Origin of the sequence: Exiguobacterium sp. 8A, from assembly GCF_902506275.1 — a bacterium.
In the GTDB taxonomy this organism is placed as follows: domain Bacteria; phylum Bacillota; class Bacilli; order Exiguobacteriales; family Exiguobacteriaceae; genus Exiguobacterium; species Exiguobacterium profundum.
This window is the reverse complement of sequence record NZ_LR733630.1, coordinates 288,042-310,985: the sequence shown is the minus strand read 5'-3', so window position 1 is coordinate 310,985 and position 22,944 is coordinate 288,042. Positions and strand designations below refer to the sequence as shown.

At 50.1% G+C, this 22,944-nt stretch carries 26 protein-coding genes; 2 read left to right on the top strand and 24 right to left on the bottom strand.

The genetic code is table 11. From position 1 onward, the window contains the following. Positions 1 to 2: 2 nt before the first annotated feature. The 11 genes from GVY42_RS01570 to smc form a co-directional block, all read right to left on the bottom strand. Positions 3 to 755 carry a ribonuclease HII gene (locus tag GVY42_RS01570; protein WP_159562083.1) on the bottom strand — a complete coding sequence of 251 codons (753 nt, stop codon included), beginning with the start codon at positions 753 to 755 and terminating at the stop codon, positions 3 to 5. Positions 756 to 796: 41 nt separating this feature from the next. Then, positions 797 to 1,657 carry a ribosome biogenesis GTPase YlqF gene (gene ylqF / locus GVY42_RS01565; protein ID WP_159562082.1) on the bottom strand — a complete coding sequence of 287 codons (861 nt, stop codon included), beginning with the start codon at positions 1,655 to 1,657 and terminating at the stop codon, positions 797 to 799. Positions 1,658 to 1,669: 12 nt separating this feature from the next. Next, on the bottom strand, positions 1,670 to 2,212 hold the full coding sequence (gene lepB, locus GVY42_RS01560) for a signal peptidase I (protein WP_015881370.1): 543 nt from the start codon (positions 2,210 to 2,212) through the stop codon (positions 1,670 to 1,672). Between the two features lie 82 nt (positions 2,213 to 2,294). Continuing rightward, positions 2,295 to 2,648 (bottom strand): 50S ribosomal protein L19, encoded by a 354-nt coding sequence (gene rplS / locus GVY42_RS01555; RefSeq protein ID WP_015881369.1) that lies wholly within the window; start codon positions 2,646 to 2,648, stop codon positions 2,295 to 2,297. Between the two features lie 114 nt (positions 2,649 to 2,762). Next, positions 2,763 to 3,479 (bottom strand): tRNA (guanosine(37)-N1)-methyltransferase TrmD, encoded by a 717-nt coding sequence (trmD, locus tag GVY42_RS01550; RefSeq protein ID WP_159562081.1) that lies wholly within the window; start codon positions 3,477 to 3,479, stop codon positions 2,763 to 2,765. Continuing rightward, positions 3,469 to 3,987 carry a ribosome maturation factor RimM gene (gene rimM / locus GVY42_RS01545; RefSeq protein ID WP_159562080.1) on the bottom strand — a complete coding sequence of 173 codons (519 nt, stop codon included), beginning with the start codon at positions 3,985 to 3,987 and terminating at the stop codon, positions 3,469 to 3,471. Before rimM ends, trmD begins: the two co-directional genes overlap by 11 nt. A 53-nt stretch (positions 3,988 to 4,040) precedes the next feature. Further along, positions 4,041 to 4,316, bottom strand: coding sequence for a 30S ribosomal protein S16 (gene rpsP, locus GVY42_RS01540; RefSeq protein ID WP_015881366.1), 276 nt, complete (start codon positions 4,314 to 4,316; stop codon positions 4,041 to 4,043). A gap of 82 nt (positions 4,317 to 4,398) precedes the next feature. Then, the gene (gene ffh, locus GVY42_RS01535) at positions 4,399 to 5,739 is read right to left on the bottom strand and encodes a signal recognition particle protein (RefSeq protein ID WP_159562079.1); all 1,341 of its coding nucleotides are present in this window, start codon (positions 5,737 to 5,739) and stop codon (positions 4,399 to 4,401) included. An 11-nt stretch (positions 5,740 to 5,750) separates the two neighbouring features. Continuing rightward, positions 5,751 to 6,074 carry a putative DNA-binding protein gene (locus GVY42_RS01530; protein ID WP_015881364.1) on the bottom strand — a complete coding sequence of 108 codons (324 nt, stop codon included), beginning with the start codon at positions 6,072 to 6,074 and terminating at the stop codon, positions 5,751 to 5,753. A gap of 96 nt (positions 6,075 to 6,170) precedes the next feature. Then, positions 6,171 to 7,196 (bottom strand): signal recognition particle-docking protein FtsY, encoded by a 1,026-nt coding sequence (ftsY, locus tag GVY42_RS01525; protein WP_074037272.1) that lies wholly within the window; start codon positions 7,194 to 7,196, stop codon positions 6,171 to 6,173. Then, a complete protein-coding gene (gene smc, locus GVY42_RS01520; protein WP_159562078.1) occupies positions 7,193 to 10,750 on the bottom strand; it encodes a chromosome segregation protein SMC in 3,558 nt (1,185 codons plus the stop codon). The genes ftsY and smc overlap by 4 nt, the downstream gene beginning before the upstream one ends. Before the next feature lie 114 nt (positions 10,751 to 10,864). On the opposite strand from smc, the gene GVY42_RS01515 reads away from it, so the two are divergent. Beyond that, positions 10,865 to 11,059 (top strand): DUF1128 family protein, encoded by a 195-nt coding sequence (locus GVY42_RS01515; RefSeq protein WP_159562077.1) that lies wholly within the window; start codon positions 10,865 to 10,867, stop codon positions 11,057 to 11,059. A gap of 37 nt (positions 11,060 to 11,096) precedes the next feature. Here the strand turns inward: GVY42_RS01515 and rnc are convergent, their stop codons facing one another. The 11 genes from rnc to GVY42_RS01460 all read right to left on the bottom strand — a co-directional run bounded on the left by rnc (position 11,097) and on the right by GVY42_RS01460 (position 21,255). Next, positions 11,097 to 11,813: a ribonuclease III gene (gene rnc / locus GVY42_RS01510; protein ID WP_074037940.1), complete on the bottom strand. Its 717-nt coding sequence runs from the start codon at positions 11,811 to 11,813 to the stop codon at positions 11,097 to 11,099. 123 nt (positions 11,814 to 11,936) lie between these two features. Then, positions 11,937 to 12,176: an acyl carrier protein gene (gene acpP, locus GVY42_RS01505; RefSeq protein WP_074037274.1), complete on the bottom strand. Its 240-nt coding sequence runs from the start codon at positions 12,174 to 12,176 to the stop codon at positions 11,937 to 11,939. Between the two features lie 58 nt (positions 12,177 to 12,234). After that, positions 12,235 to 12,975 carry a 3-oxoacyl-[acyl-carrier-protein] reductase gene (fabG, locus tag GVY42_RS01500; RefSeq protein WP_074037275.1) on the bottom strand — a complete coding sequence of 247 codons (741 nt, stop codon included), beginning with the start codon at positions 12,973 to 12,975 and terminating at the stop codon, positions 12,235 to 12,237. Next, positions 12,968 to 13,888 carry an ACP S-malonyltransferase gene (fabD, locus tag GVY42_RS01495; RefSeq protein ID WP_159562076.1) on the bottom strand — a complete coding sequence of 307 codons (921 nt, stop codon included), beginning with the start codon at positions 13,886 to 13,888 and terminating at the stop codon, positions 12,968 to 12,970. The genes fabG and fabD overlap by 8 nt, the downstream gene beginning before the upstream one ends. A gap of 18 nt (positions 13,889 to 13,906) precedes the next feature. Then, entirely contained in the window at positions 13,907 to 14,896 is a 990-nt protein-coding gene (gene plsX / locus GVY42_RS01490) for a phosphate acyltransferase PlsX (RefSeq protein WP_159562075.1), read from the bottom strand. Next, positions 14,893 to 15,462, bottom strand: coding sequence for a transcription factor FapR (gene fapR / locus GVY42_RS01485; protein WP_015881355.1), 570 nt, complete (start codon positions 15,460 to 15,462; stop codon positions 14,893 to 14,895). The genes plsX and fapR overlap by 4 nt, the downstream gene beginning before the upstream one ends. 85 nt (positions 15,463 to 15,547) lie before the next feature. Then, the gene (recG, locus tag GVY42_RS01480) at positions 15,548 to 17,578 is read right to left on the bottom strand and encodes an ATP-dependent DNA helicase RecG (RefSeq protein ID WP_159562074.1); all 2,031 of its coding nucleotides are present in this window, start codon (positions 17,576 to 17,578) and stop codon (positions 15,548 to 15,550) included. Beyond that, on the bottom strand, positions 17,565 to 18,452 hold the full coding sequence (gene sdaAA / locus GVY42_RS01475; RefSeq protein ID WP_074037281.1) for an L-serine ammonia-lyase, iron-sulfur-dependent, subunit alpha: 888 nt from the start codon (positions 18,450 to 18,452) through the stop codon (positions 17,565 to 17,567). The genes recG and sdaAA overlap by 14 nt, the downstream gene beginning before the upstream one ends. 12 nt (positions 18,453 to 18,464) lie before the next feature. Continuing rightward, entirely contained in the window at positions 18,465 to 19,127 is a 663-nt protein-coding gene (gene sdaAB, locus GVY42_RS01470; RefSeq protein ID WP_078146679.1) for an L-serine ammonia-lyase, iron-sulfur-dependent subunit beta, read from the bottom strand. Positions 19,128 to 19,190: 63 nt separating this feature from the next. Beyond that, positions 19,191 to 20,870 (bottom strand): DAK2 domain-containing protein, encoded by a 1,680-nt coding sequence (locus GVY42_RS01465; RefSeq protein ID WP_201302241.1) that lies wholly within the window; start codon positions 20,868 to 20,870, stop codon positions 19,191 to 19,193. 22 nt (positions 20,871 to 20,892) lie between these two features. Further along, entirely contained in the window at positions 20,893 to 21,255 is a 363-nt protein-coding gene (locus GVY42_RS01460) for an Asp23/Gls24 family envelope stress response protein (protein ID WP_015881350.1), read from the bottom strand. Positions 21,256 to 21,507: 252 nt separating this feature from the next. On the opposite strand from GVY42_RS01460, the gene rpmB reads away from it, so the two are divergent. Beyond that, the gene (gene rpmB / locus GVY42_RS01455) at positions 21,508 to 21,696 is read left to right on the top strand and encodes a 50S ribosomal protein L28 (protein WP_015881349.1); all 189 of its coding nucleotides are present in this window, start codon (positions 21,508 to 21,510) and stop codon (positions 21,694 to 21,696) included. A gap of 56 nt (positions 21,697 to 21,752) precedes the next feature. On the opposite strand, the gene GVY42_RS01450 is transcribed toward rpmB, so the two are convergent. Next, positions 21,753 to 22,340, bottom strand: coding sequence for a thiamine diphosphokinase (locus tag GVY42_RS01450; protein WP_159562073.1), 588 nt, complete (start codon positions 22,338 to 22,340; stop codon positions 21,753 to 21,755). Then, positions 22,337 to 22,912 (bottom strand): energy-coupled thiamine transporter ThiT, encoded by a 576-nt coding sequence (thiT, locus tag GVY42_RS01445; protein ID WP_031421608.1) that lies wholly within the window; start codon positions 22,910 to 22,912, stop codon positions 22,337 to 22,339. The genes GVY42_RS01450 and thiT overlap by 4 nt, the downstream gene beginning before the upstream one ends. Between the last annotated feature and the right edge of the window lie 32 nt (positions 22,913 to 22,944).

Below are 22,944 nucleotides of genomic sequence, written 5' to 3'. Positions count from 1 at the left end.
TTTCACATATGCTTGATGGGGGCAAACGTACGGCGATGAATCGGAGTCACCCCAAGGCTTCTTAACCCTTCTAAATGAGCCTCTGTTCCATATCCTGCGTTCTTCGCAAATCCGTATCCAGGATACGTCAAATCATATTCTTCCATCATCCGGTCCCTTACCACCTTAGCGACGACACTTGCCGCGGCTATCGACACACTGAGCGTGTCCCCTTTAATCAATGACTGTTGAGGGATGTCGAGCTCGAGTTTCATGGCGTCAATCAATAGGGCGTCTACTTCTCCGACTTGATGAATCGCCTCTGTCATCGCTAGTTTAGTCGATTCGTATATATTGATGACATCAATCGTCTTCGGCTCGACGATGCCGACACCGACCTCCGCGACCTCGATGATGTGTGCGTATGCTGCATCCCTCGCCGTTTTGGACATTTTTTTCGAATCATTCAATCCCGCGAGATAGAACCCATCCGGTAACAAGACTGCAGCAGCCACGACCGGTCCCGCGAGCGGTCCCCGTCCGACCTCATCGACTCCGACAATTCGAGTGAAGCCTCGCGCCTTCCATTCATGTTCATACGTCATGCGACGTTCGAAATCGACCTGTAACGCCCGTTCTCGCTCGAATTGACGCTGTTTTTGCCGAAGCAACGTCTGCACGCCCGCTCGTGGGTCTCGTGACAAGGTCGGGAAGATTTGTACCCATTCTTCATATCGGATGTCCTCTAGTTGTTGTTTAATCTGTTGAATCGTCACGGTCTTCCTCCTATTCAAAAAAGCCCTGTGTGCACAGGGCTTTACGCCATTTCGTGATCAGCCGGTGTCTCAAGCGAGATCCGTCCGATTTTTTCATGTCGTAGTTCATTCAAAAGTAGTTCGCTCGCTTTTTCGAAATCGACGTAACCGCCACTGATGAGACCACGTTTTTTCCCGATCAACTCAAGGAGCTCAACGCTGTCCTCGGGTAACGTTTCAAGTTTGAATCGTTCCTTTAATTGTTCAGGATAACGAGCATGCAACTCGCGAACCGTATACAAGGCGATATCATCCAAGTTGAGAATCTCGTCTTTGATAGCGCCGGTCGCGGCTAGACGATATCCGACAAGTTGGTCCTCAAATTTCGGCCAGAGAATCCCCGGCGTGTCCAACAGCTCCATCTCGCCGCCTTTCATCTTGATCCACTGTTGACGCTTCGTCACACCAGGACGGTCGCCCGTGATGGCGATGTTTCGTCCGGCGAGACGGTTGATGAGCGTCGACTTCCCGACGTTCGGGATTCCGATGATGAGCGCACGGATCGGTCCGGGGTTCCGCCCCTTCTCACGCATCCGGTCATGCTTTTCTTTCATCAACTTCTGAGCACCCGTGATGAGCTGTTTCAAGCCTTTGCTATGTTTCGCGTCGACAGCGACAACCTCGACTTCTTCGCGTTTCAATGCACGTAACCACGCCTCCGTCACGACGGGGTCGGCCATGTCTGCTTTGTTCAAGACGATGAGACGGGGTTTTCCCGCTGTAATCTCATCGACCATCGGGTTGCGACTCGACTGAGGCACGCGTGCATCTACGAGTTCGATGACGACATCGATTAGCTTTAATTTTTCAGTTACTTGTCTTCTTGCTTTGGCCATGTGGCCAGGAAACCATTGAATTGCCAAAAAAGCACCACCTTAATCTTCTACCGTGCCAACATCATCGAGTGGCCAGAAGATGAAGTTCGTCTTGCCGACAATCTCCTCTTTCGACACAAATCCGATCTCACGGCTGTCTTTCGAGTTTTGACGATTGTCTCCCATGACGAAGTATGATTCCTCTGGAACGACCGACTCACCCGTCACTTGTTCGAGTGTGAAGTTCTCGGTCAACGGGAACCCGTTCATCTGGGCACGAAACTCGTCTAAATACGGCTCTTCTACCGCTTCACCATTAATATAAAGCACATCATCTCGATATTCGAGCGTGTCGCCTGGGATGGCGATGACACGTTTAATATAGTCTTTTGATTCAGTCGCATGGAATACGACGATATCACCTCGGTCTAGCTCCCCAACATAGTTCGAAATTTTACTGACGATCATTCGATCCGCATTGTGGAGTGTCGGCATCATCGACTCTCCTTCAACGATGACAGGAACGAAGATGAACGTCCGGATGACGAACGCGATGACAAGAGCGACCACGATGGCTTTTAGCCAACTAAACACTTCTTTCAACTTCACTCACTCCTCTATCCATTTGAACTTATTGTACTAGAAAAAAAGAAGCTTGTCGCAAGCGACAAGCTTAATTCCCATCTTAACGACGGATTTCTTTAATACGTGCTGCTTTACCGCGAAGGTTACGGAGGTAGTAAAGTTTCGCACGGCGAACTTTACCGTAGCGTACGACTTCGATTTGTGCAACGCGTGGTGAGTGAAGCGGGAATGCACGCTCAACACCTACGCCGTAAGAAATCTTACGGACTGTGAATGTTTCGCTGATGCCGCCACCTTTACGCTTGATTACAACACCTTCGAAGATCTGGATACGCTCACGCGTTCCCTCTACAACTTTAACGTGGACACGTACTGTGTCACCGGGACGGAAAGCAGGTACGTCCGATTTGAATTGTTCTTCTGTGATTTCACGGAACAGTTTTTGTGTGTTCATGAATCATATCTCCTTTTTCTTCAATGTTCATATCTTCATATGCCCAAGCATCCAATAGCGGAACATCGGTAATCGATGGGTTTAACCCACATGCTCAAACATAGCATATATTTCTCAATCGCGCAACGATTGCAGAAACTTTTTATCGACATCCGTCAACTCGACATGTTCGAGCAAATCCGGACGTCGTCGATACGTGCGTTTGAGCGATTGCTCTCGGCGCCATGCCTCGATCCGGGCGTGATTTCCCGACAAGAGCACTTCCGGCACGGTCAATCCACGAAAATCAGCCGGTCGTGTATAGTGAGGGTATTCCAAGAGACCAGTCGAGAACGAGTCATCTTCATGGCTCGCCTGATCGCCAAGTACATCCGGAATGAGCCTTACGGTCGCATCAATCATGACCATCGTCGCGAGCTCTCCACCTGTCAAAACGAAATCACCGATCGACACCTCGTCGGTCGCCAGTTCATCATGGATCCGTTGGTCGAACCCTTCATAATGTCCACACAGAAAGACCAGATGTTCCTCCTTGGCCCATTCTTCGGCCATTCGTTGATTGAACGGTTTTCCGGTAGGCGTCGTGAGAATGACCCTTGGGCTCTTCGCCTCAAGGGAATGAAATGCATCAAAGATCGGCTGCGGCGTGAGCAACATGCCCGCTCCACCGCCGTACGGATAATCATCGACTTTATGATGCTTGTTCGTTGAAAAGTCCCGAAAGTTGAGGAACGACATCTCCACCTGTCCGAGCGCCTTCGCTCGACCGACGATGGAGTGATCGAGCGCATGAAACATCTCCGGGAACAACGTCAATACATCAATCTTCATCGTCAATCATTCCAGGGATTGGCGTGATGACGACACGCTTCGCATCGACATCAATCTCTTGGACGACCGATTCGATATAAGGGATGAGCGCGTCCGGCTTTCCTGGTCGTTTGATGACCCATACGTCGTTCGCTCCATTCGTTTCAAAGATGTCGTCGACGACACCAATGACTTCCCCATCCACGACAGCCTCACAGCCGATGATTTCATGATAATAAAATTCGTGTTCGTCCAAGTCGTGGACGTGTTCGGCGTGGACATATAGTTTCAGCCCTTTATATTTTTCAATGAGATTGATATTGTCAAACCCTTTGAATGTGACGAGGTGAAACTGCTTATGAGGACGATACGTCGTGATCGTCATTTCCTGTTTCGTTCCGTCGACATCAAGAAACAACGTGTTTCCTTTTTTAAATCGCTCTTCTGGAAAGTCTGTCGCCGCCAAAATCTTCACTTCCCCTTTCAGGCCGTGCGTATTGGCGATTTTCCCTACATATAACCAGTCCATCTTTTTCCCTCCTCAACAAAATAGGCCGACCTCAGAAAAGGTCGGCCACATCATTACTTCGCGTTTTTCGCGTTGTGGAATTTCTCCATGATCCCTGCTTTAGAGAACAAGTTGCGTACTGTGTCAGATGGCTTCGCGCCGTCTGCCAACCATTTGAGAGCGAGTTCTTCGTTGATGCGAACTTCTGCTTCTGGTTTTGCAACCGGGTTGTAGTGACCAACTTGCTCGATGAAGCGACCGTCACGTGGTGAACGTGAGTCTGCTACAACGATACGGTAGAAAGGTGATTTTTTTGCGCCCATGCGCTTAAGACGAATTTTAACTGCCATGGTAATATACCTCCATCATGTGTTTAAGAATTGACAACTTTTATAGTATACAGCTTTTTCGTTCGACTGACAAAAGATTTTGTTAGAAGAACGGAAGGCCGAGACCTTTTTTCTTCCCTTTCATTTGTCCTGACATTTGTTTCATCATCTTCTTCATGTCATCGAACTGTTTGATGAGACGGTTCACTTCTTGAATCGAGCGACCGCTCCCTTTTGCGATCCGCTTACGACGACTCGCGTTGAGCACTTCCGGATTGGCGCGCTCATGTTTCGTCATCGAGCGAATGATCGCTTCGACGTGATCGAGTTGTTTCTCGTCGATTTGGACGTTCTTCAACCCTTTCATCTTACCTGCACCAGGTAACATCGAAAGTAATTCATCAATTGGTCCCATGTTTTTCACTTGGGCCAACTGTTCAATGAAATCATCGAACGTGAATGACGCGTCACGAATTTTGCTCTCAAGCTCCTTCGCTGCGTCTTGGTCCATCTGTGTCTCGGCTTTTTCAATGAGCGAGAGCACGTCCCCCATTCCGAGGATCCGTGACGCCATGCGTTCCGGGTGGAATGGTTCGAGGGCATCCAACTTTTCTCCGAGACCGACGAATTTAATCGGCGCTCCCGTGACTGCCTTAATCGAAAGGGCTGCCCCACCTCGTGTATCTCCGTCGAGCTTTGTGAGCACGACCCCGGTGATTCCGAGTTTCTCATTGAAACTGTCGGCCACATTGACCGCATCTTGACCCGTCATCGAATCGACGACGAGGAAGATCTCATTTGGTTTGGCAATCGTCTTCACATTTTCGAGCTCGCCCATAAGCGTCTCATCGATATGAAGGCGACCGGCCGTATCGATCAACACGAAATCGTGATGATTTGTTTTTGCGTACTCGAGTGCCTTCGTCACAATCTCTTCCGGCTTCACTTGATCACCAAGTGAGAAGACCGGTAAATCGAGTTGTTTTCCGAGTGTCTCGAGCTGCTTGATTGCCGCAGGACGGTAGATGTCCGCCGCGACGAGAAGTGGACTTCGGTTATGCTTTTTGCGAATCAAGTTCGCTAGCTTCCCGGTCGTTGTCGTTTTCCCTGCCCCTTGCAGACCGACCATCATGACGACTGTCGGTGGTTTCTGACTGAATGAGATCGGGACGACATCGCTTCCCATCAAGTTCGACAACTCTTCGTGAACGATTTTGACGACTTGTTGACCTGGCGTCAATGATTTCATGACATCCTGACCAACCGCGCGTTCCTTCACGTCATTGACGAATTGCTTGACGACTTTAAAGTTGACGTCGGCTTCGAGGAGGGCGAGGCGAACCTCACGCATCATCTCTTTGACATCGGCCTCCGAGATTTTCCCTTTACCGCGCATTTTTGAAAGTGTCGATTGCAATCGTTCTGATAATCCTTCAAATGCCATGCTTCAGCCCCCTACTCTAAATTCTCAAGCGCAGAAATCGTGGCGCTCACGTCATCGGTGAGCTCGACTTGACGTTTGAGGGTCTGAAGAAGTTGCTGGCGCTGTTCGAACTTTTCGAATAGGGCTAGCTTTTCCTCGTACTGTTCAAGCATCGTTTCTGTGCGCTTTATGTTATCGTAGACCGCTTGACGGCTGACTTCAAACTCTTCCGCAATCTCTCCGAGCGAGTAGTCATCTAGGTAATAAAGAGACATATAGTTGCGCTGTTTCGGTGTGAGGAGCGCTTGATAGAAATCGATGAGATAGTTCATGCGATTCGTTTTTTCGAGCGTCAAACCTTTCACCTCCACATGTTAAGTGAAATCCCTTTACAACTACCTATAGTACAGCCGTGCCTACTACTTGTCAAGTTTTTTTCTTAACAGCAAAACTTAGGCGAGGTCCTCGTTTGTGTCCTCTTTTTCCATCGAGGCATCCTGTGTCTTGTCCTCAAAAACATCGCCGAACAGTCCAAGGACGAACTGTTCTGGATCAAACTCCTGTAAATCGTCAATCTTCTCTCCAAGCCCGACATACTTGACCGGGATATCGAGTTCGTTCCGAATCGCTAGGACGATTCCGCCTTTGGCCGTCCCATCGAGCTTCGTTAAGACGATTCCGCTCACGTTCGTCGCTTCTTTGAACGCTTTCGCTTGAACCATGGCGTTTTGACCCGTCGTCGCATCGAGGGCGAGTAACACTTCGTGCGGTCCGTTCGGAACTTCCCGCTCAATGACTCGTTTTACTTTTTCAAGTTCTTTCATTAGATTGACCTTATTTTGGAGACGTCCCGCCGTATCACAAATCAAGACGTCCATGTGACGAGACTTGGCGGCTTGAACGGCGTCAAAGACGACGGCAGCCGGGTCAGACCCTTCCGTTTGACGAATGACGGGAACCCCGACACGTTCTCCCCATACTTGAAGTTGCTCGATGGCGCCGGCACGGAACGTATCCCCTGCCGCGAGCATGACGGAACGCCCTTCAGATTTCAACTGGTGCGCCAGCTTGCCGATGGTCGTCGTCTTTCCGACACCATTGACGCCGACAAACAAGATGACCGTGAGTCCGTCTTGCATATTCAGTTCACGGTCCGATTCATCCTCTTGGAGGCGGTTCGCCACGACTTCGACGAGTGCGTCACGCACCGCGACCGGGTCCTTCAGATTACGTCGCTTCACTTCTTCTTTCAAATCTTCGACGAGATCCATCGTCGTCGTGACGCCGACATCCGCTTGAATGAGTAAATCTTCGAGTTCATCGAAGAAATCTTCATCCACTTCGCGGAAGCGATAGACGAGGTCGTTGACGGCACTTGCAAAGCCGTCACGCGTCTTCGTCAACCCCTCTGTAAACTTTTGTGACACCTCTTGGGTAGATGTCGTCAACTTCTCTTTTAATTTCTTGAAAAAGCTCAACGTGATTCCTCCATCTCTTCATCCATTTCAACGACACGTTTTGCTTCAGACAGTTCGACCGATAATACCTCGGATACCCCGTTCTGTTGCATCGTGACGCCATATAGTGTATCCGCCGCTTCCATCGTCCCTTTACGGTGCGTGATGATGACGAACTGCGTATCGATTGACAACGTCCGAATGTATTCTCCGAAACGATGCACGTTCGCCTCGTCAAGGGCCGCCTCGACCTCATCGAGAACACAAAACGGTACCGGACGCGTCTTCAAAATCGCAAACAATAAAGCGATGGCCGTCAGCGCACGCTCTCCACCAGATAACAGACTGAGTGTCTGTAACTTTTTACCCGGTGGTTTGGCGACGATTTCGATTCCTGTGTTCAACAAATCCGATTCGTCTACCAATTTCAAATCCGCTTCCCCGCCACCAAAAAGCTCGGTGAACGTCTGTTTGAAATGCGCCCGGACGCTCGTATACGTCTCTTTGAAGAGGCGTGTCACTTCGCGGTCCATCTCGGCGATGATCTCATATAAATCTTCTTTTGCACTGACGAGGTCATCCCGCTGTTCGGACAGGAACGTGAACCGTTCGTGGACACTATCAAACTCTTCGATCGCATTTAGATTGACCGGTCCGATTTCTTCGATTTGACGAACGAGCAACTTAAACTCCTCTTTCGCCTCTTCTAACGGGATTTCTAGTGCCGGCAATAGTTCTGCGACGAGTCCGTTCTCTTCTAACACATCGAGCTTCCATTGTCGTTTCAGCTCGAACTCTTGTTTCGCCGTTTCAAGTTTTCGAACGACAGCTTCAGCTTGACGTCTTGCCTCCGTTGCCTGATCGACCCGTTGACGTATGATCCGATACGCCTCTTCGTTCGTCTTGAGTGTTGTTGACGCTCCTTGAAGCCGCTCTTGAATTTCTTTGAAATCCAGTTTGGCAGTAGCAAGCGTCGCCTCGAGTTCTGCAGATGACACGACTTCTCCACTCTCGAGCCGCGTCAATTCACGCTCCATCTGATCGCTACGTTCCTGCAAACGACTTTGGTCGGTCATCAGACGGTCCAATTCATATTGGACCCGCTCTTCTTCGAGCGTGTGCCGCTGAAGATCGAGCTCGTTTTGACGCAGCAACGATTCCAGTTGACCCGTGCTCTCAGCACTTTTCGCCTGCTCTGCCCGAAGCGATTCGAGACGTGACCGAATGTCAGCTTGGGCGCGGTCGGTGTCGGCCAATTCAATCGTCAATCGCTCTAATTCAGCAGTCGATGTCTCGATTGTCCGCTCATAGCGCATCATTTCATGATCGAACAGTTCCAGTTGTGACTTGGCATCGAGGGAGGCACGTTCCGCAGTACGGTAGGCCGACTCGACTTCACGGAGGCTCGTTTCAACGGAACGTTTCTCATCCCGAAGTTCAGACAACTGTTGCGTAATGTCCTCCAACTGTTCTGTATACTCTTGAAGACGTGTTTTTTGCTCATGCAACATGGCGAGGCCTTGAGTGAGACCTTGTTTCAAATCATCTAATTCGCGCGACTGCGTGAACAGGGCAACGCCCTGCTTGCGACTACCACCCGTCATCGATCCGCCAACGTTGACGATATCCCCTTCTAACGTGACGACACGGAAACGATATCCCGTCGATTGGGCGATACGGTTCGCGACTTCAAGTGTCTCCGCCACAAGCACGGAACCGAGCAACGACTTTTTCAACGTCTCGTATGATGCATCTGTTTCGACGAGTTCCGACGCCACACCGACAAATCCGTTCATCGAGTCGAGTCGATCTAACACCTCACTCGGCACGAATCTCGGTTTGATCGTCGTCATCGGCAAGAATGTTGCTCGTCCCGCGTTGGCTTTTCGTAATTTGTCAATTTCACGGCGTCCCACCGTCTCATCTTGTACGACCACATGCTGCTGTGTCTGCCCAAGTGCCGTTTCGATGGCCGCTTCATACGAAGGACGGACACGGATCAGTTCCGCGACAGCACCAAGGACACCTGATGAACGGTCTTTTAAGACGAACTTGACCGCATGGAAATAGCCTTCATACGATTGCTTCATCCGTTCGAGCATCTCGATTCGGTCTTCCGTCTTCTGACGGCGGCGTTCGAGGTCGTAGAAAGACGATTCGGCTCGTGTACGTTTTTCACGAATTGCCGTCTCTTCGTCCCGAAGTTGCGTCTCTTTTTGACTCAGTTGTTCAAAGCGACTTTGTACCGCTTCATACTGCTCTCGAGTCGCCAAAAGTGTCGCTTCCTGTGAGGAACGATCATCGAGACGATGTTTGTTCTCGCGTAGAAGGCGTTCTTTCGACTCGACGGCGACATCGATATCCCGTTGTTCCCGCTTTTGTTGGTTACCGATTGTCGCTTTCGTTGTCGCGAGTTCGAACGCCTCACTTTGTAACGCTTCGATTTCAGCATTGAAATCACGAGAGGCGGCTTTCAACTGTTGTTGAAGTGACTCTCTCGTCGCAGTCGTTTGTTTCAACGTGTTTCCTTTTTGGTCAAGTTCTTCATGAACGACCTTCAATCGCGCTTCAAGCTCGGTCATCTCTGCACGTACTTCTTCACGTTGTCGGATGAGTCGTTCTTTCATCTCGGCACCGTGTTCTTCTTGTGCTTTTGCGAGCTTGATGTCACCCGTCAAACGCTCGACATAGGTCGAATGCTCCCGTTCTTTTTGGTTCAGTTCTGTCAATTCTTCGCGTAACTCGGCGAGCTTCGCTTCGAGCCCGCTACGTTCCTCCGTGAGGTCACGTAACGAACGGTCACAGTCAGATAACTGTTGAACCGATTCCACGTGACGTGCGGACACTTGCTCAATCTCCTGTTGGAGCAACTGAATTTCTGCGCCCATGATTCCTGTTTCGAGTTCATCATGTCTCGCTTTGGCGACTTTGTACTCCCGAGCGAGCGCCGCTTGTTCACGGAGCGGTTCGACTCGGTCCGCCAACTCGAATAAAATGTCATCGACCCGGGACAAGTTTAATTCGGTGTCCTGTAACTTGCGTTCAGCCTGTTTTTTCCGCTGACGATATTTCAATACACCGGCTGCCTCTTCGATGACGGCACGTCGATCTTCCGGTTTCCCAGAAATGACTTGTTCGACCCGCCCTTGACCGATGATGGCGAATGCATCTCGTGAAAGACCTGTATCCATAAATAAATCAATCACATCTTTTAACCGACATGGTTTTTTATTCATAAAATAGTCGCTGTCCCCACTTCGGGTCACGCGACGGGTCACACTCACTTCTTCATATGGGAGACGCAACTGTTCGTCTCGATTATCGAGAACGAGGGTGACCTCGGCGACATTTCGGTGATTCTCTCCCTCACTTCCGGCAAAGATGACATCTTCCATCTTGGCACCACGAAGTGATTTGGCCGACTGTTCTCCGAGTACCCAGCGAACAGCGTCCGATATATTGGATTTCCCGCTCCCGTTCGGCCCTACTACAGCCGTGACGCCGGGACGGAAATCTAATTCAATTCGCTTGGCAAATGATTTAAAGCCAGCGAGTTCGATTCGTTTTAAGTGCATCGTGACCATCCTATCCGCAGTAAGCATTCATCTGTATATTTTACCACAGTTAACAGTTCGTCAAAATGCCCGAATCATGCTATTCTAAAAAGAACTGTAGAAAGGGGAATACAGATGACGAATGAACAGATGATTGAAGCCATTTTGGATAAAATGAACATTATTAACCGCAGTGCAATCAAAGCGGAAGAATATAATGCGGCTGATCCGTCAGCGGTGAAAGAGATTTACGAGTACGTGATGACACGCTCTTCGCTCTCTTTGTCGGAAGTCGATGGTATCGTCGAAGAACTCGGTCAATTGACATGAAAAAGGAGTGGACCCCCAAGCGGTCCACTCCTTTCGTTTATAAATCTGCGTAGCGCCGATTAAAGGCAATAAGCGCTTCTTTAGCAGCCAATTGCTCGGCTTCTTTTTTCGAACGCCCAACCCCTTCACCGACGATGTCGTCGCTGAGGCGTGCATGTGCGACGAATTCCCGGCTATGCGCCGGCCCACGTTCCTCAATGATCTCATACGATACAGGTCCGAGCCCTTCCCGTTGGACGCTCTCCTGTAACTGGCTCTTGAAATCGGTCTGTTCTTCGAATACTCCCGCTAAGACTTTCGGAAAAACCGCTTCGGCGAGGAATCGTTCGACGGCCTCAATTCCTTGGTCCAAATAAAGAGCACCGATATAGGATTCGAACACATCGGCAAGCAGTGCCGGACGTTTTCGTCCACCGGTCAACTCTTCACCTTTCCCAAGCAAGATGAAGTCAGAGAAAGCATAAGCTTCCGCAAAATTCACGAGTGACGGTTCGCATACGATCGCCGCTCGTAATTTCGTCAATTCCCCCTCGGAGCGCTCCGGATAAGTCTCATAGAGGAAGCGAGATACGGTCAGTTCTAAAACAGCATCCCCTAAAAATTCTAAACGTTCATTGTCTTTTCTTAACCCGCGTTGCTCATTCACATAAGATGAGTGTGTGAACGCCTGCATCAACAAGTCGTGATTCGAAAATTGAACGTTCAACCGTTCTTCTAATGATTTAAATAGTTCCAAGATGCGTGCTCGTTCCATCTCCTGACGCCGACGCCGTTGCGCCGACCCTTGACGGTCAAACCGTCGTTTGTCTTTTGTCATAGTTCCCTCCATGAATAAGCACAAGCCCACCGCCCGGAACCGAGCGGTGGGATGGCTTGATTACAATTTTGTTTCGATGTAAGCCACTACGTCGCCAACAGTCGCAAGCTTCTCAGCGTCTTCGTCTTCGATCGTGATGTCGAATTTGTCTTCGAGGTCCATCACCATTTCCATTACTTCAAGTGAATCCGCACCAAGGTCATCCTTGAACGATTTGTCTGCTGTGATCTCAGATACGTCTTTCCCGAGTTTCTCAGCAACTGCTTCTTGTACGTCTACTAAAATTTGTTCTTTTGTCATGATAAAATCCCTCCAAAGGTAAGTATATTAAATGTCAGTCTGTTGGTAAAGTTCTCTTTTACGCCATCGTCATGCCGCCATCGACGGCAATCGTCTGTCCGGTCACATAAGCGGCTTGTTCCGAAGCGAGGAAGGAGACAAGGTTCGCCACATCCTCCACCTGTCCGAAACGGTTGAACGGAATCTGCTCGAGTGTAGCCTCTCGTTGCGCATCTGTCAAGGCATCGGTCATATCCGTTTGAATGAACCCTGGACAGACGGCATTGACAGTCACGTGACGTCCCGCGAGTTCGCGCGCCACTGATTTTGTCAATCCGATCAACCCTGCTTTTGCAGCCGCATAGTTCGCTTGTCCTGCATTGCCGGTAATCCCGACAACCGAGGCGATGTTGATAATTCGACCTGCTTTCGACTTGAGCAAAGGTCTCGTGACGGCTTGCGATGTCAGAAAGGCGCCTTTCAAGTTCGTCGACAGCACATCTTCGAAATCGGCTTCTTTCATTCGCATGAGTAACCCGTCACGCGTGATCCCTGCATTGTTGACGAGACAATCGACGCGTCCGAACGTATCGACTGTCGTCTTGACGAGCGCTTTGACATCGTCAGCATTGGATACATCTGCTTTCACGGCGATGGCTTCGCCGCCTGCATCCGTGATCATGGCCACGACATCATTCGCCTTTTGTTCACTACCCGAGTAGTTCACGACGACCCGAAAGCCGTCTTCCCCTAAACGTTTCGCGATGGCCGCCCCGATTCCCCGGGACGCCCCTGTCACGATCGCCACTTGATCATGCACGTACTTCTCCTCCTAACGAGGCGACTTCTTCCAACGTGGTCGCCTTTTGAATCGAAACGTTCGAGTCGATTCGTTTAATCAATCCTGAAAGCGGTGAAGATGGGCCGAACTCGATGAACGTGTCTACGCCGTCTGCAATCGCCTTGCGCACACATTCTTCAAAACGGACAGACGAATACAGTTGTTTCGTCAATAACGCCTTCAACTGTTCAGGGTCACGATGTACCGCCGCATCCACGTTCGAAATCAAGTCGATGGAAGCCGCTTTAAATGGCGACGAGGCAAGAACGTCTTGGAAACGTGTTGCTGCCGGCATCATGTAGGAACTATGGAACGCTCCAGATACGTTTAACGGCAATACCCGCTTCGCACCGGCAGCCTTCAATTCCACGCTTGCTTGTTCGACCGCGTCGACATGCCCTGAAATCACGAATTGACCAGGACAATTCAAGTTGGCGATTTGAACTAAATTCCCACTCGCACTGATTTTTTCAGTGATATGAAGCGCTTCTTGAAGATCGGTCATCCCGACGACTGCTGCCATCGTTCCATCCTTCACTTCAGACATCAACTGTCCACGCGCCCGGACGAGAACGGTCGCTTCTTCAATATCGATGACACCCGCACTGACGAGCGCCGCATATTCACCGACACTATGCCCGATGACGACATCTGGTGCCGCACCGCTCTTCGCATAGGCTTGCGCGAGGAGCGAAGCGTGCGCCACGATGGCCGGCTGTGCAATTTCCGTTTCTTGTAGGTCTTCCTTCGACCCGGATGACATGACTTCAAGAAGGTCAAATCCGAGTCGACGTCCGATTGCTTGAAGCGTTTCAGGATGATCTAAAAAGGTTTGTCCCATCCCAACGGCTTGGGAACCTTGCCCTGGAAACACCCATGCTACTTTCCCCATATCTTCACCTGCTTTCGCTTAGTCTATCGCTTTGGCACGCTTGATTTTTTCAACGACATCGTGATCTACCATGATTTTCGCCTGTTTCAACGCACTCATGATGGCGAGTGCATCGCTCGACCCATGCGCCTTGATGACCGGTGCATTGATCCCGAATAATCCGGCTCCCCCGTGTTCGCGATAATCCAACGTTTCTTTTAATCGTCTCAATTTCGGTTTTAAGATGAGAGCGGCGAGTTTGGATACAAGGTCACTCGTGAATTGTTCTTTCATCATCTTCATGAGCATCGAAGAGGAGCCCTCCACACCCTTTAACAAGATGTTTCCGGCAAATCCTTCGGTCACGATGACATCCACATCACCTGACATCGCTTCACGCGCCTCGACATTCCCAACAAAATGGACAGGTGCCTGTTCAAGGAGGGGGAACGCTTCTTTTGTCAGCGCATTTCCTTTACCAGCTTCTGTCCCGATATTGAGAAGGGCGACACGCGGTGTCTTGATGCCACGCACATGTTCCGCATACAGTGAACCCATAATCGCATAGTCGACGAGGTGTTCAGCTTTTGCATCCGGATTCGCTCCGACATCCAGTACGACGACACCACTACCAGTATATGTAGGGAACGTCGGAGATAATGCCGGACGCTCGATTCCTGGGATTCGCCCGATGATGAAAAGAGACGCCGCCATCAATGCGCCGGTATTCCCGGCAGACACGAGAGCATCCGCTTTTCCTTCTTTGACGAGCTGAGCTGCCACGACGAGCGAGCTGTCCTTCTTACGGCGCACCGCCCGTACCGGTTCGTCTTCGCCTGTGATGATTTCACTGGCTGGAACGACCGTCACTCGAGGGTCATCAAGACCGTATGAGGCAATTTTCACCTCATCACCGACTAAAAAGAGTTCCATCGACTCGTTCGGATATTGCGCGACGAACCGTTTCACACCTTCTACAATCGCCTTCGGTGCGTAATCGCCACCCATTGCATCAATCGCTAACTTCATGCTTGCTCCTCCTCACCACGTCGGTAAATCGTGAAGTCGCCATCAAAGACGCACTCCTCACCGACATAACTTTCAACTGTGACGTCCGTTCTCCCGTCCCCTCGTAGTTTCATCACACGAGCCTTGGCAACGACTCGCTCTCCAAGATGGACTTGGCGACTGAAGCGAATATCCGCTTTAGTGGTCAACGCCAATTCATCATTGATGAGCGCCACCGCTAACGAGTTGGCTTGCGCGAACAAGACATGTCCACGGGCAATCTCGTTGCGGCTAAAGACGTGTTCTTTTTCTATATCGAGGACTGAGATCGCAGAGTCATCTAGCTTCAAGTCAATCATATCACCGATGACCTCGCTCATTGAAAGCGATTTGACTTCATCGAGATGTTCGGAAGCCACATGTTTGATTCGTTCCCGCACTTCTGGAATTTTTAATTCCATCCGGTCGAGTCGAATTGTTTGGATGCTGACAGAAAACTGCTTTGACAGTTCTTCGTCTTTGATGAACGGGTTATGCTCAATCGTTTCTTGTAACAAGCGTTGCCGCTCTTTCTTAGGTACCCGCATTCAGTTCCCTCCTAAACTAATCGCTAAAGAACTTAATACCTGGTACTAATAGCAGTATATATTCTTTAGTCGTCATTTTCAAGTACTATTCTAACCTTTCCCCAACGAGAAGGTCGAGTTGTTTCAAATAGCCACGTAACCCTTCATACTGGGCGTCATGCCAAAATGTGTCGCTTCCGAGAAGTTTCACGGCATCTTGCATGGCCACTTCCATCACTTTCAAATCGAGAACGGGATCGGCGACACGGAAACTCGGGAGACCGCTCTGTGCGGTTCCAAAGAAATCACCAGCCCCACGCAACTCTAAATCTTTCTCTGCCAATACAAAGCCATCGTTCGTTTCCGTCATCGTCTTCAAACGGACTTTCCCGACATCCGATTTCGGGTCTCCTACCAGGATGCAGAATGATTGATGCGCACCACGACCGACACGCCCTCTCAACTGGTGTAATTGCGCGAGACCGAAACGTTCGGCATCATGAATGATGATTAGAGAGGCGTTCGGGACGTTCACCCCTACCTCGACGACTGTTGTGGAGACGAGAATCTGTGTCGCGTTATCGGCGAATGATTTCATAACCTCGTCTTTTTCTGTACTCGATAGCTTCCCATGCATCAGGCCAACGCCATAGTTCGAGAAGCGTTCTTTCAATAGCTCATACAGTGCCGTCGCACTCTCCACTTCTAATGTATCCGACTCCTCGATGAGAGGTGCAATCACATACGCTTGACGGCCGAGTGCGAGTTCACGATCGACCATTGCATGCACACGATCGATTTGATCATGTTTCGCCCAATACGTTTCAATCGGCTTTCGTCCTTTTGGCATCTCATCAATCGTGGAGACATCCATCTCTCCGAACGCACTGATGGCAAGCGTCCTCGGAATCGGCGTCGCGGTCATATATAATACGTCGGCGAATTCGGCCTTGTCTCGTAGCTTCTTCCGCTGTTCGACACCAAACCTGTGCTGTTCGTCCGTGATCGCCAAATGTAGATTCGAAAATTCGACCGGTCCTTGGATGAGCGCGTGCGTCCCGACGATGATGTCGACGTTACCCGATCGAATTGCCGTCAGAAGCGCTTCGCGCGCCTTCCCTTTCACTGAGCTCGTCAGGAGGGCAATCGTGATGCCAAACGGTTCAAATAATTCCTGTAACGATGTCGCATGTTGTTCGGCAAGGATTTCTGTTGGCACCATCAAGGCCCCTTGATACCCGGCCGTTACAGTCGCATACAAGGCAATCGCGGCAACGACGGTCTTCCCGCTCCCGACATCCCCTTGTAACAATCGGTTCATCCGTTCTGGTTTTTCAAGGTCAGATACGATTTCACGGATGACCCGTGTCTGGGCTCCTGTTAACGGGAATGCGAGCCGTTTGACGAATTCATTCAATTGATGCTTATCGAGGTGAAGGGCCCGACCGTTTCCTGACCGCTCCATTTTACGAAACGCCTGTAATTTTAACTGATACATGAGACACTCTTCATAGACATAGCTTCGTCTCGCCAGTTTATAGGTCTCAACCGTATCCGGGAAATGCATCCCACGAAGCATCGTCATCCGGTCAACTAATCGATATCGGTCGCGAATAGTATGCGGGACCTGTTCGGGCAGATCGTTCACCTGCTCAAAAGCGAGTTTAACGATTCTACTGAAATTCTTTTGTGTCAGTCCGGCACGCAATGAATAAATCGGTTGCAGTCCGCCTGACGGGGCACCAAATTCAAGGTCGGTCGCGCTGATCGTCATCCGGTTCATGTCCCATTTCCCTTTGACCGTCACCGTCTCCCCAATCACCAATTTTTCTTTATAGAAGGCACGGTTGAACATCGTCACTTGGACGGCGTATCGGTCTTCGAGTAACAACCGGAACTGGAGACGATTTTTCCCTTTACTATAGTAACGAACGAGCGGTTCGCCTTGGACTGTCCCGCTCCATTTGACGAGGTCGCCGTGCACAGCCGTCGTCACCGTCCCACTATTATAATTCTCATAACGAAACGGGACGTGCTCAAGCACGTCCTCGATTCGAACAAGTCCCATCACTTCTAACTTTTTGGCCATCTCTGGCCCGACCCCTTTCAGCGTCGTCAGTTGATCATTGTTTTGCATCTTCTTTCGCTCCAAATATATTTCGTTCGAGGCGACGAGCCGTCGGTGTATTGGCAAGTCCACCTTTAGCGGTTTCTTTTAAGGCCGTCGGCATCATTTGGCCAACTTCATGCATCGCCGAGATGACCTCGTCACAAGGAATACGTGAGGTAATCCCCGCGAGCGCCATATCTGCTGCGACAATAGCGTTGGCACCGCCCATGGCGTTTCGCTTGACGCATGGAACTTCCACCAGCCCCGCCACAGGATCACAGACGAGACCGAGCATATTTTTTAGGGCGATCGCAAATGCCGTAGCCGACTGGTCCGGTGTCCCGCCAGCTGCTTCAACGATGGCCGCGGCTGCCATGCCCGTCGCCGACCCGACCTCGGCCTGACATCCACCAGCCGCCCCTGAAATCGAGGCGTTGTTCGCCACGACGAATCCGAACGCACCTGACGTGAACAAGTAACGGATCATCGCGTCGCGGTCCATTTCAAGGCGATCTTTTACTGCAAACAATGTCCCCGGTACGACGCCCGCGCTCCCCGCTGTCGGTGTCGCACAGATTCGTCCCATCGCTGCGTTCACTTCGTTCGTCCCGATCGCTTTCGACACCGCATCTAAAATGAGATCCCCAGCGAGCGACTTGCCCGAACGAATATACTCTTGCATGAGTACGGCATCATTACCCGTCAATCCCGTAACCGACGTGACACCTTGGAGTGCACGTTCGACCGCTTCTTCCATCACCTCAAGATTTCGGTCCATCATCCCGATGATGTCCTCGCGACTGGCGCGTCTGACGTGCATCTCTTGCTCAATCATCACTTCAGAAATCGGGATATTCCGTTCTGTTGCAATCGTCACTAATTCCTCTACTGATTTAAACATCACACATTCTCCTCATTCCCCAAAAATAGCTATCCGTTCGATTTGCGGTAACCGTTCCAGCTCTGCTAACACTTCCGCAGGAATGGTCTCATCAATCTCAATCGCCATCAACGCCTGCATCCCTTTTTCATGGCGGCTCACTTCCATATGACCAATGTTTAATTGGTGATTCGCCAACACACCGGTCACAGCCGCGATGGCCCCGAATCGATCATGGTGCAAGACGACGAGTGCAGGCCCCCCACCTGTCAGTTTCAACGGGAATCCGTTCAGTTCGGTAATTTCAATCGTTCCCCCGCCGATTGAGATCCCGACAATCTCAAATGTGCCCAATTCATCTTCGAGTAAGACCCGGGCCGTATTCGGGTGATCCGTCAACAGATCACTCGTCTCAAAAATGACCTCGATCCCTTTTTCACGGGCGATGTCTAACGCTTGTGGGATTCTCAGATCGAATGTATCGAATCCCATGATTCCACCGACGATGGCCACATCCGTACCGTGTCCGCGATACGTGTCAGCAAACGACCCATAAAATGTGATGTGCGCGGTACGCGGCGTTCTCCCGAACAACTTACCAGCCATCAAGCCGATGCGGGCAGCACCTGCTGTATGCGAACTCGACGGTCCGACCATGACCGGGCCAATAATGTCAAACACACTACGATATTTCATCAATTTTTCCCCCTTTCAAAAATCCCTACCTTCATTATACAGAAGGTAGGGATTCGAAACAGCTTATTCCACACTAAAAATATAAGAGTAAAGCGGTTGTTTACCGTCGTGAACTTCAATTTCAATCTCGTCGTTCACCGATTCGATATATGACGTCAACGCTTCTACGTCCGATGCAGAAGAGCCTTCTCCTGTTAAGATCGTGACGATTTCGTCGTCTGCGTCGATGAGCGCATCGACTAATCGTTTAGCCGCTTCTAAGCTCGATGGAGACGAAGAAACGATTTTCTTCTCAGCAATCGCCATGTGCTCATCTTTTTTGATTTCAACGCCATCGATGCTCGTATCACGAACAGCGTACGTCACTTGACCGGACTTCACTGTCGCTGCTGCCGCTTTCATCGCTTGTTCATTCATCTCGACATCCGCTTCAGGATTGAATGCGATGGCTGCCGCAAGACCTTGTGGGACGGTCTTCGTCGGAATGACCGACACGCCGCACGGTGCGACAGACGCCGCTTGTTCAGCCGCCATGATGATGTTGGAGTTGTTCGGGAAGATGAAGACGTGTTCCGCATGTGCCGATTCAATCGCCTTGACGATATCTTCCGTCGACGGGTTCATCGTCTGACCACCTTCGATGACGTGGGCCGCCCCGAGTGAACGGAACAGTTCGCTGACGCCTTCACCCATTGCGACCGTTACGATGGCAAATGGTGCTTTCGGCTTCTCCGCTTGTTGAACACCGTGTTGGTTGGCACCGTGTTCTTCTTCAAGAATCGTCGAGTGTTGTTGACGCATGTTCTCAATTTTGACTGCGACAAGTTCACCGAAGCGCTGACCTTTCGTGATGACCTCACCTGGCGTCTCGACGTGAACGTGGACTTTCAAGAGCTCCTCGTCCGCGACGACAAGAAGAGAGTCCCCGAGTTCAGACAACTCGTTTCGGAATGCATCTTCGTTGAACGGTGCATCTTTCAACTTGTCCTCTTGGAAACGGACCATGATTTCCGTACAGTAACCGAATTCGATATCTTCTGTTGACATGAATCCTTGCGCCGCATGCGCATGGTGTTCTGCTTCAATCAATGCATCCATCACTGGAGTATGTGGTTTTTCGAGTTCTTTTCCTTCAAGACTCGCAAGGAATCCTTCGTAAATGACGAGAAGTCCTTGACCACCTGAGTCGACGACCCCGACTTCTTTTAACACCGGTAACAAGTCCGGTGTACGGTCTAACGAAGCTTTTGCTTCGACGATGACACGTTTCATGAACTCTGTGAAATCACTTGTCGACTCAGACGCAAGGAGCGCTTCATCAGCCGCTTCACGAGCAACCGTTAAAATCGTTCCTTCAACCGGTTTCATAACCGCCTTGTATGCCGTGTCGACACCGCGTTTGAGCGCTTCTGCAAAATCAACTGTCGTGAGTTCCGTCTTACCTTCAACGGCTTTCCCGAAGCCGCGGAACAATTGGCTTAAAATAACGCCTGAGTTTCCACGTGCTCCCATCAGGAGTCCACGAGCGAACTTTGATGATACCTCTGCGATATCAGATGAGTTCATGGCTGCTACTTCTTTCGCACCTGACGTCATCGTCAAGTTCATGTTCGTTCCCGTGTCTCCGTCTGGAACCGGGAAAACGTTAAGCGAATCTACATAATCTGCGTTTTGGCTCAAGTTGGCCGCTCCGTTTGCGATCATGTTTGAGAGCGCCACGCCATCTAAACGATTTAAACCCACACCAAATCCTCCTCCGTTTTCGTCAGTCATTCGTCAGACGAACGCCTTGAACGAATATATTTACCGACGAAACGTTTAATCCTAAAGTTTCTCCGAGCGTATATTTCACTCGGCTTTGCACGTTGTATGCGACTTCAGATACTTTCGTCCCGTAGCTTACAATGATGTGCATGTCGATATGTACGTCCTCATCCTCTTGACGTACGACGACACCACGCGCGTAATTTTCACGTTTTAACAATTCAGCAATGCCGTCTTTCAATTGTGCCTGTGAAGCCATGCCGACCACACCGAAGCATTCCATCGCCGCACCACCTGCGAGTGTCGCGATGACGTCACTTGTGATGTCAATATTGCCATATGTTGTCTTCATTTCAATTGCCATATGGAGTAGCCTCCTTTATTCGGAATGATTCCTAATGTACATTCTACAATAAGTACCTAGTTATTAAAAGAACCTGCTCCAGAATCTCGGTCAATTAACGCGATAACCTCATTCATTATTCAAATCCTTGAGAGTAATGTCAAGTTTTTTTCTTGTCATGGTATGATTTTCTAGTTGCATCGGGAAAAAAGCCGTGCTAATATAAACGAGTGTCTATTAGGACGAACCCACATAAAAAAGGAGGGGAAACGCATGGCACGTAAATGCTACGTAACAGGTAAATCACCTAAATCAGGTAACAACCGTTCGCACGCACTCAACAAGACAAAACGTACTTGGGGTGTAAACGTACAAAAAGTTCGTATTCTCGTTGACGGTAAACCGAAACGCGTTTGGGTTTCAGCTCGCGCACTTAAATCAGGTCTCGTTGAACGCGTATAATACTTATACACGAACGAATAAATCCCAGCGGCATTCGCCGATGGGATTTTTTTTGCTTATTTTTTGACGAGCATAACGAGGGTCATTCCTTCATGAACCGTCAACAAGGCAATCTCTTCGCTCCATTCATTTGAAATGGTCAACGCTTGCGCGCTATGGACCGGATGACGCTCGAGTGGATATTTGACGCCATCAATTGAAATCGTGGCGGTTTTCCAAGGCATGAAAGACAAGTAATGTTCATCTAGTTTTTTAATCTCATAACTTCCTGGCCGAGCGAGAAAAATCGTTTGACCCGTCCCATGAAGAACCATCCCCGGATACGATTCGAGTAGACCGACGTTCGCGAACGTCATATCAACTCGACCACCGAGTGCCCCGTACACGTCCATCTGGGTCGCCCCCCGATCGATTGCCAACTGAAGCGCAATCTCGAGGTCGGTCACATCCTTTTCAGATGGATAACGTAGCGCTTCCTCAGGCGGTGTTCCGACAAACGAATCAAAGTCCCCGACCACGACGTCGACATCAATCCCTTCATCTAATAATCTCTGATATCCGCCATCGACACCGATGACAAAATCGGCATCACGCGGTAAGTCCGGAATAGGTTCCGGACTCGCCGCGACGATCAAGATGTTCATTGACGAATGTCCCGTGTCGCGACACGCGTGAATCGCGGAGCTGTCGTGAAGAGTAAGACTAATACGATGGCTGAGATGACAAATGACGGAACCATATAAGTTGCGTTATAGCCAAGTGAATAAGCCACGACCGGACCCTCCGCATACTCAGCGAAAAAGACAATCCCTGAGATGACGTGAGCCGCATAACGCAACGCCGACCCGATCAATGCGCCGAGCACCAAATAGGTAGCGAGCGTCTTCGTCGCGCCTTGACCAGCGGCCTGTTTCACACGTCCGGCAAAGACGCCGGCCACGCCGACAAGTCCGTACGCGACCGTATAATCGAGCAAGAACTGAACTGGCGTAAAGATATAGGCTCCGAACAAGAGTTGAAGCGTCCCGACGAGCGCACCAGTCGCAAGTCCCCCTTTCAATCCGTGACGAAACGCCATCACAAAGATTGGGAGCATCGCCAGACTGATTGATCCCCCTTGTGGCAAACGATATGGGATGAGTAAATCAAAAACTAGCCCAAGCGCTGCGAACAATGAAATTTCGATGAGTGCTTGTAATTTAAAACGTGATTTCATCTTTCTTCCTCCTTTATTGTGTGAACGACAAA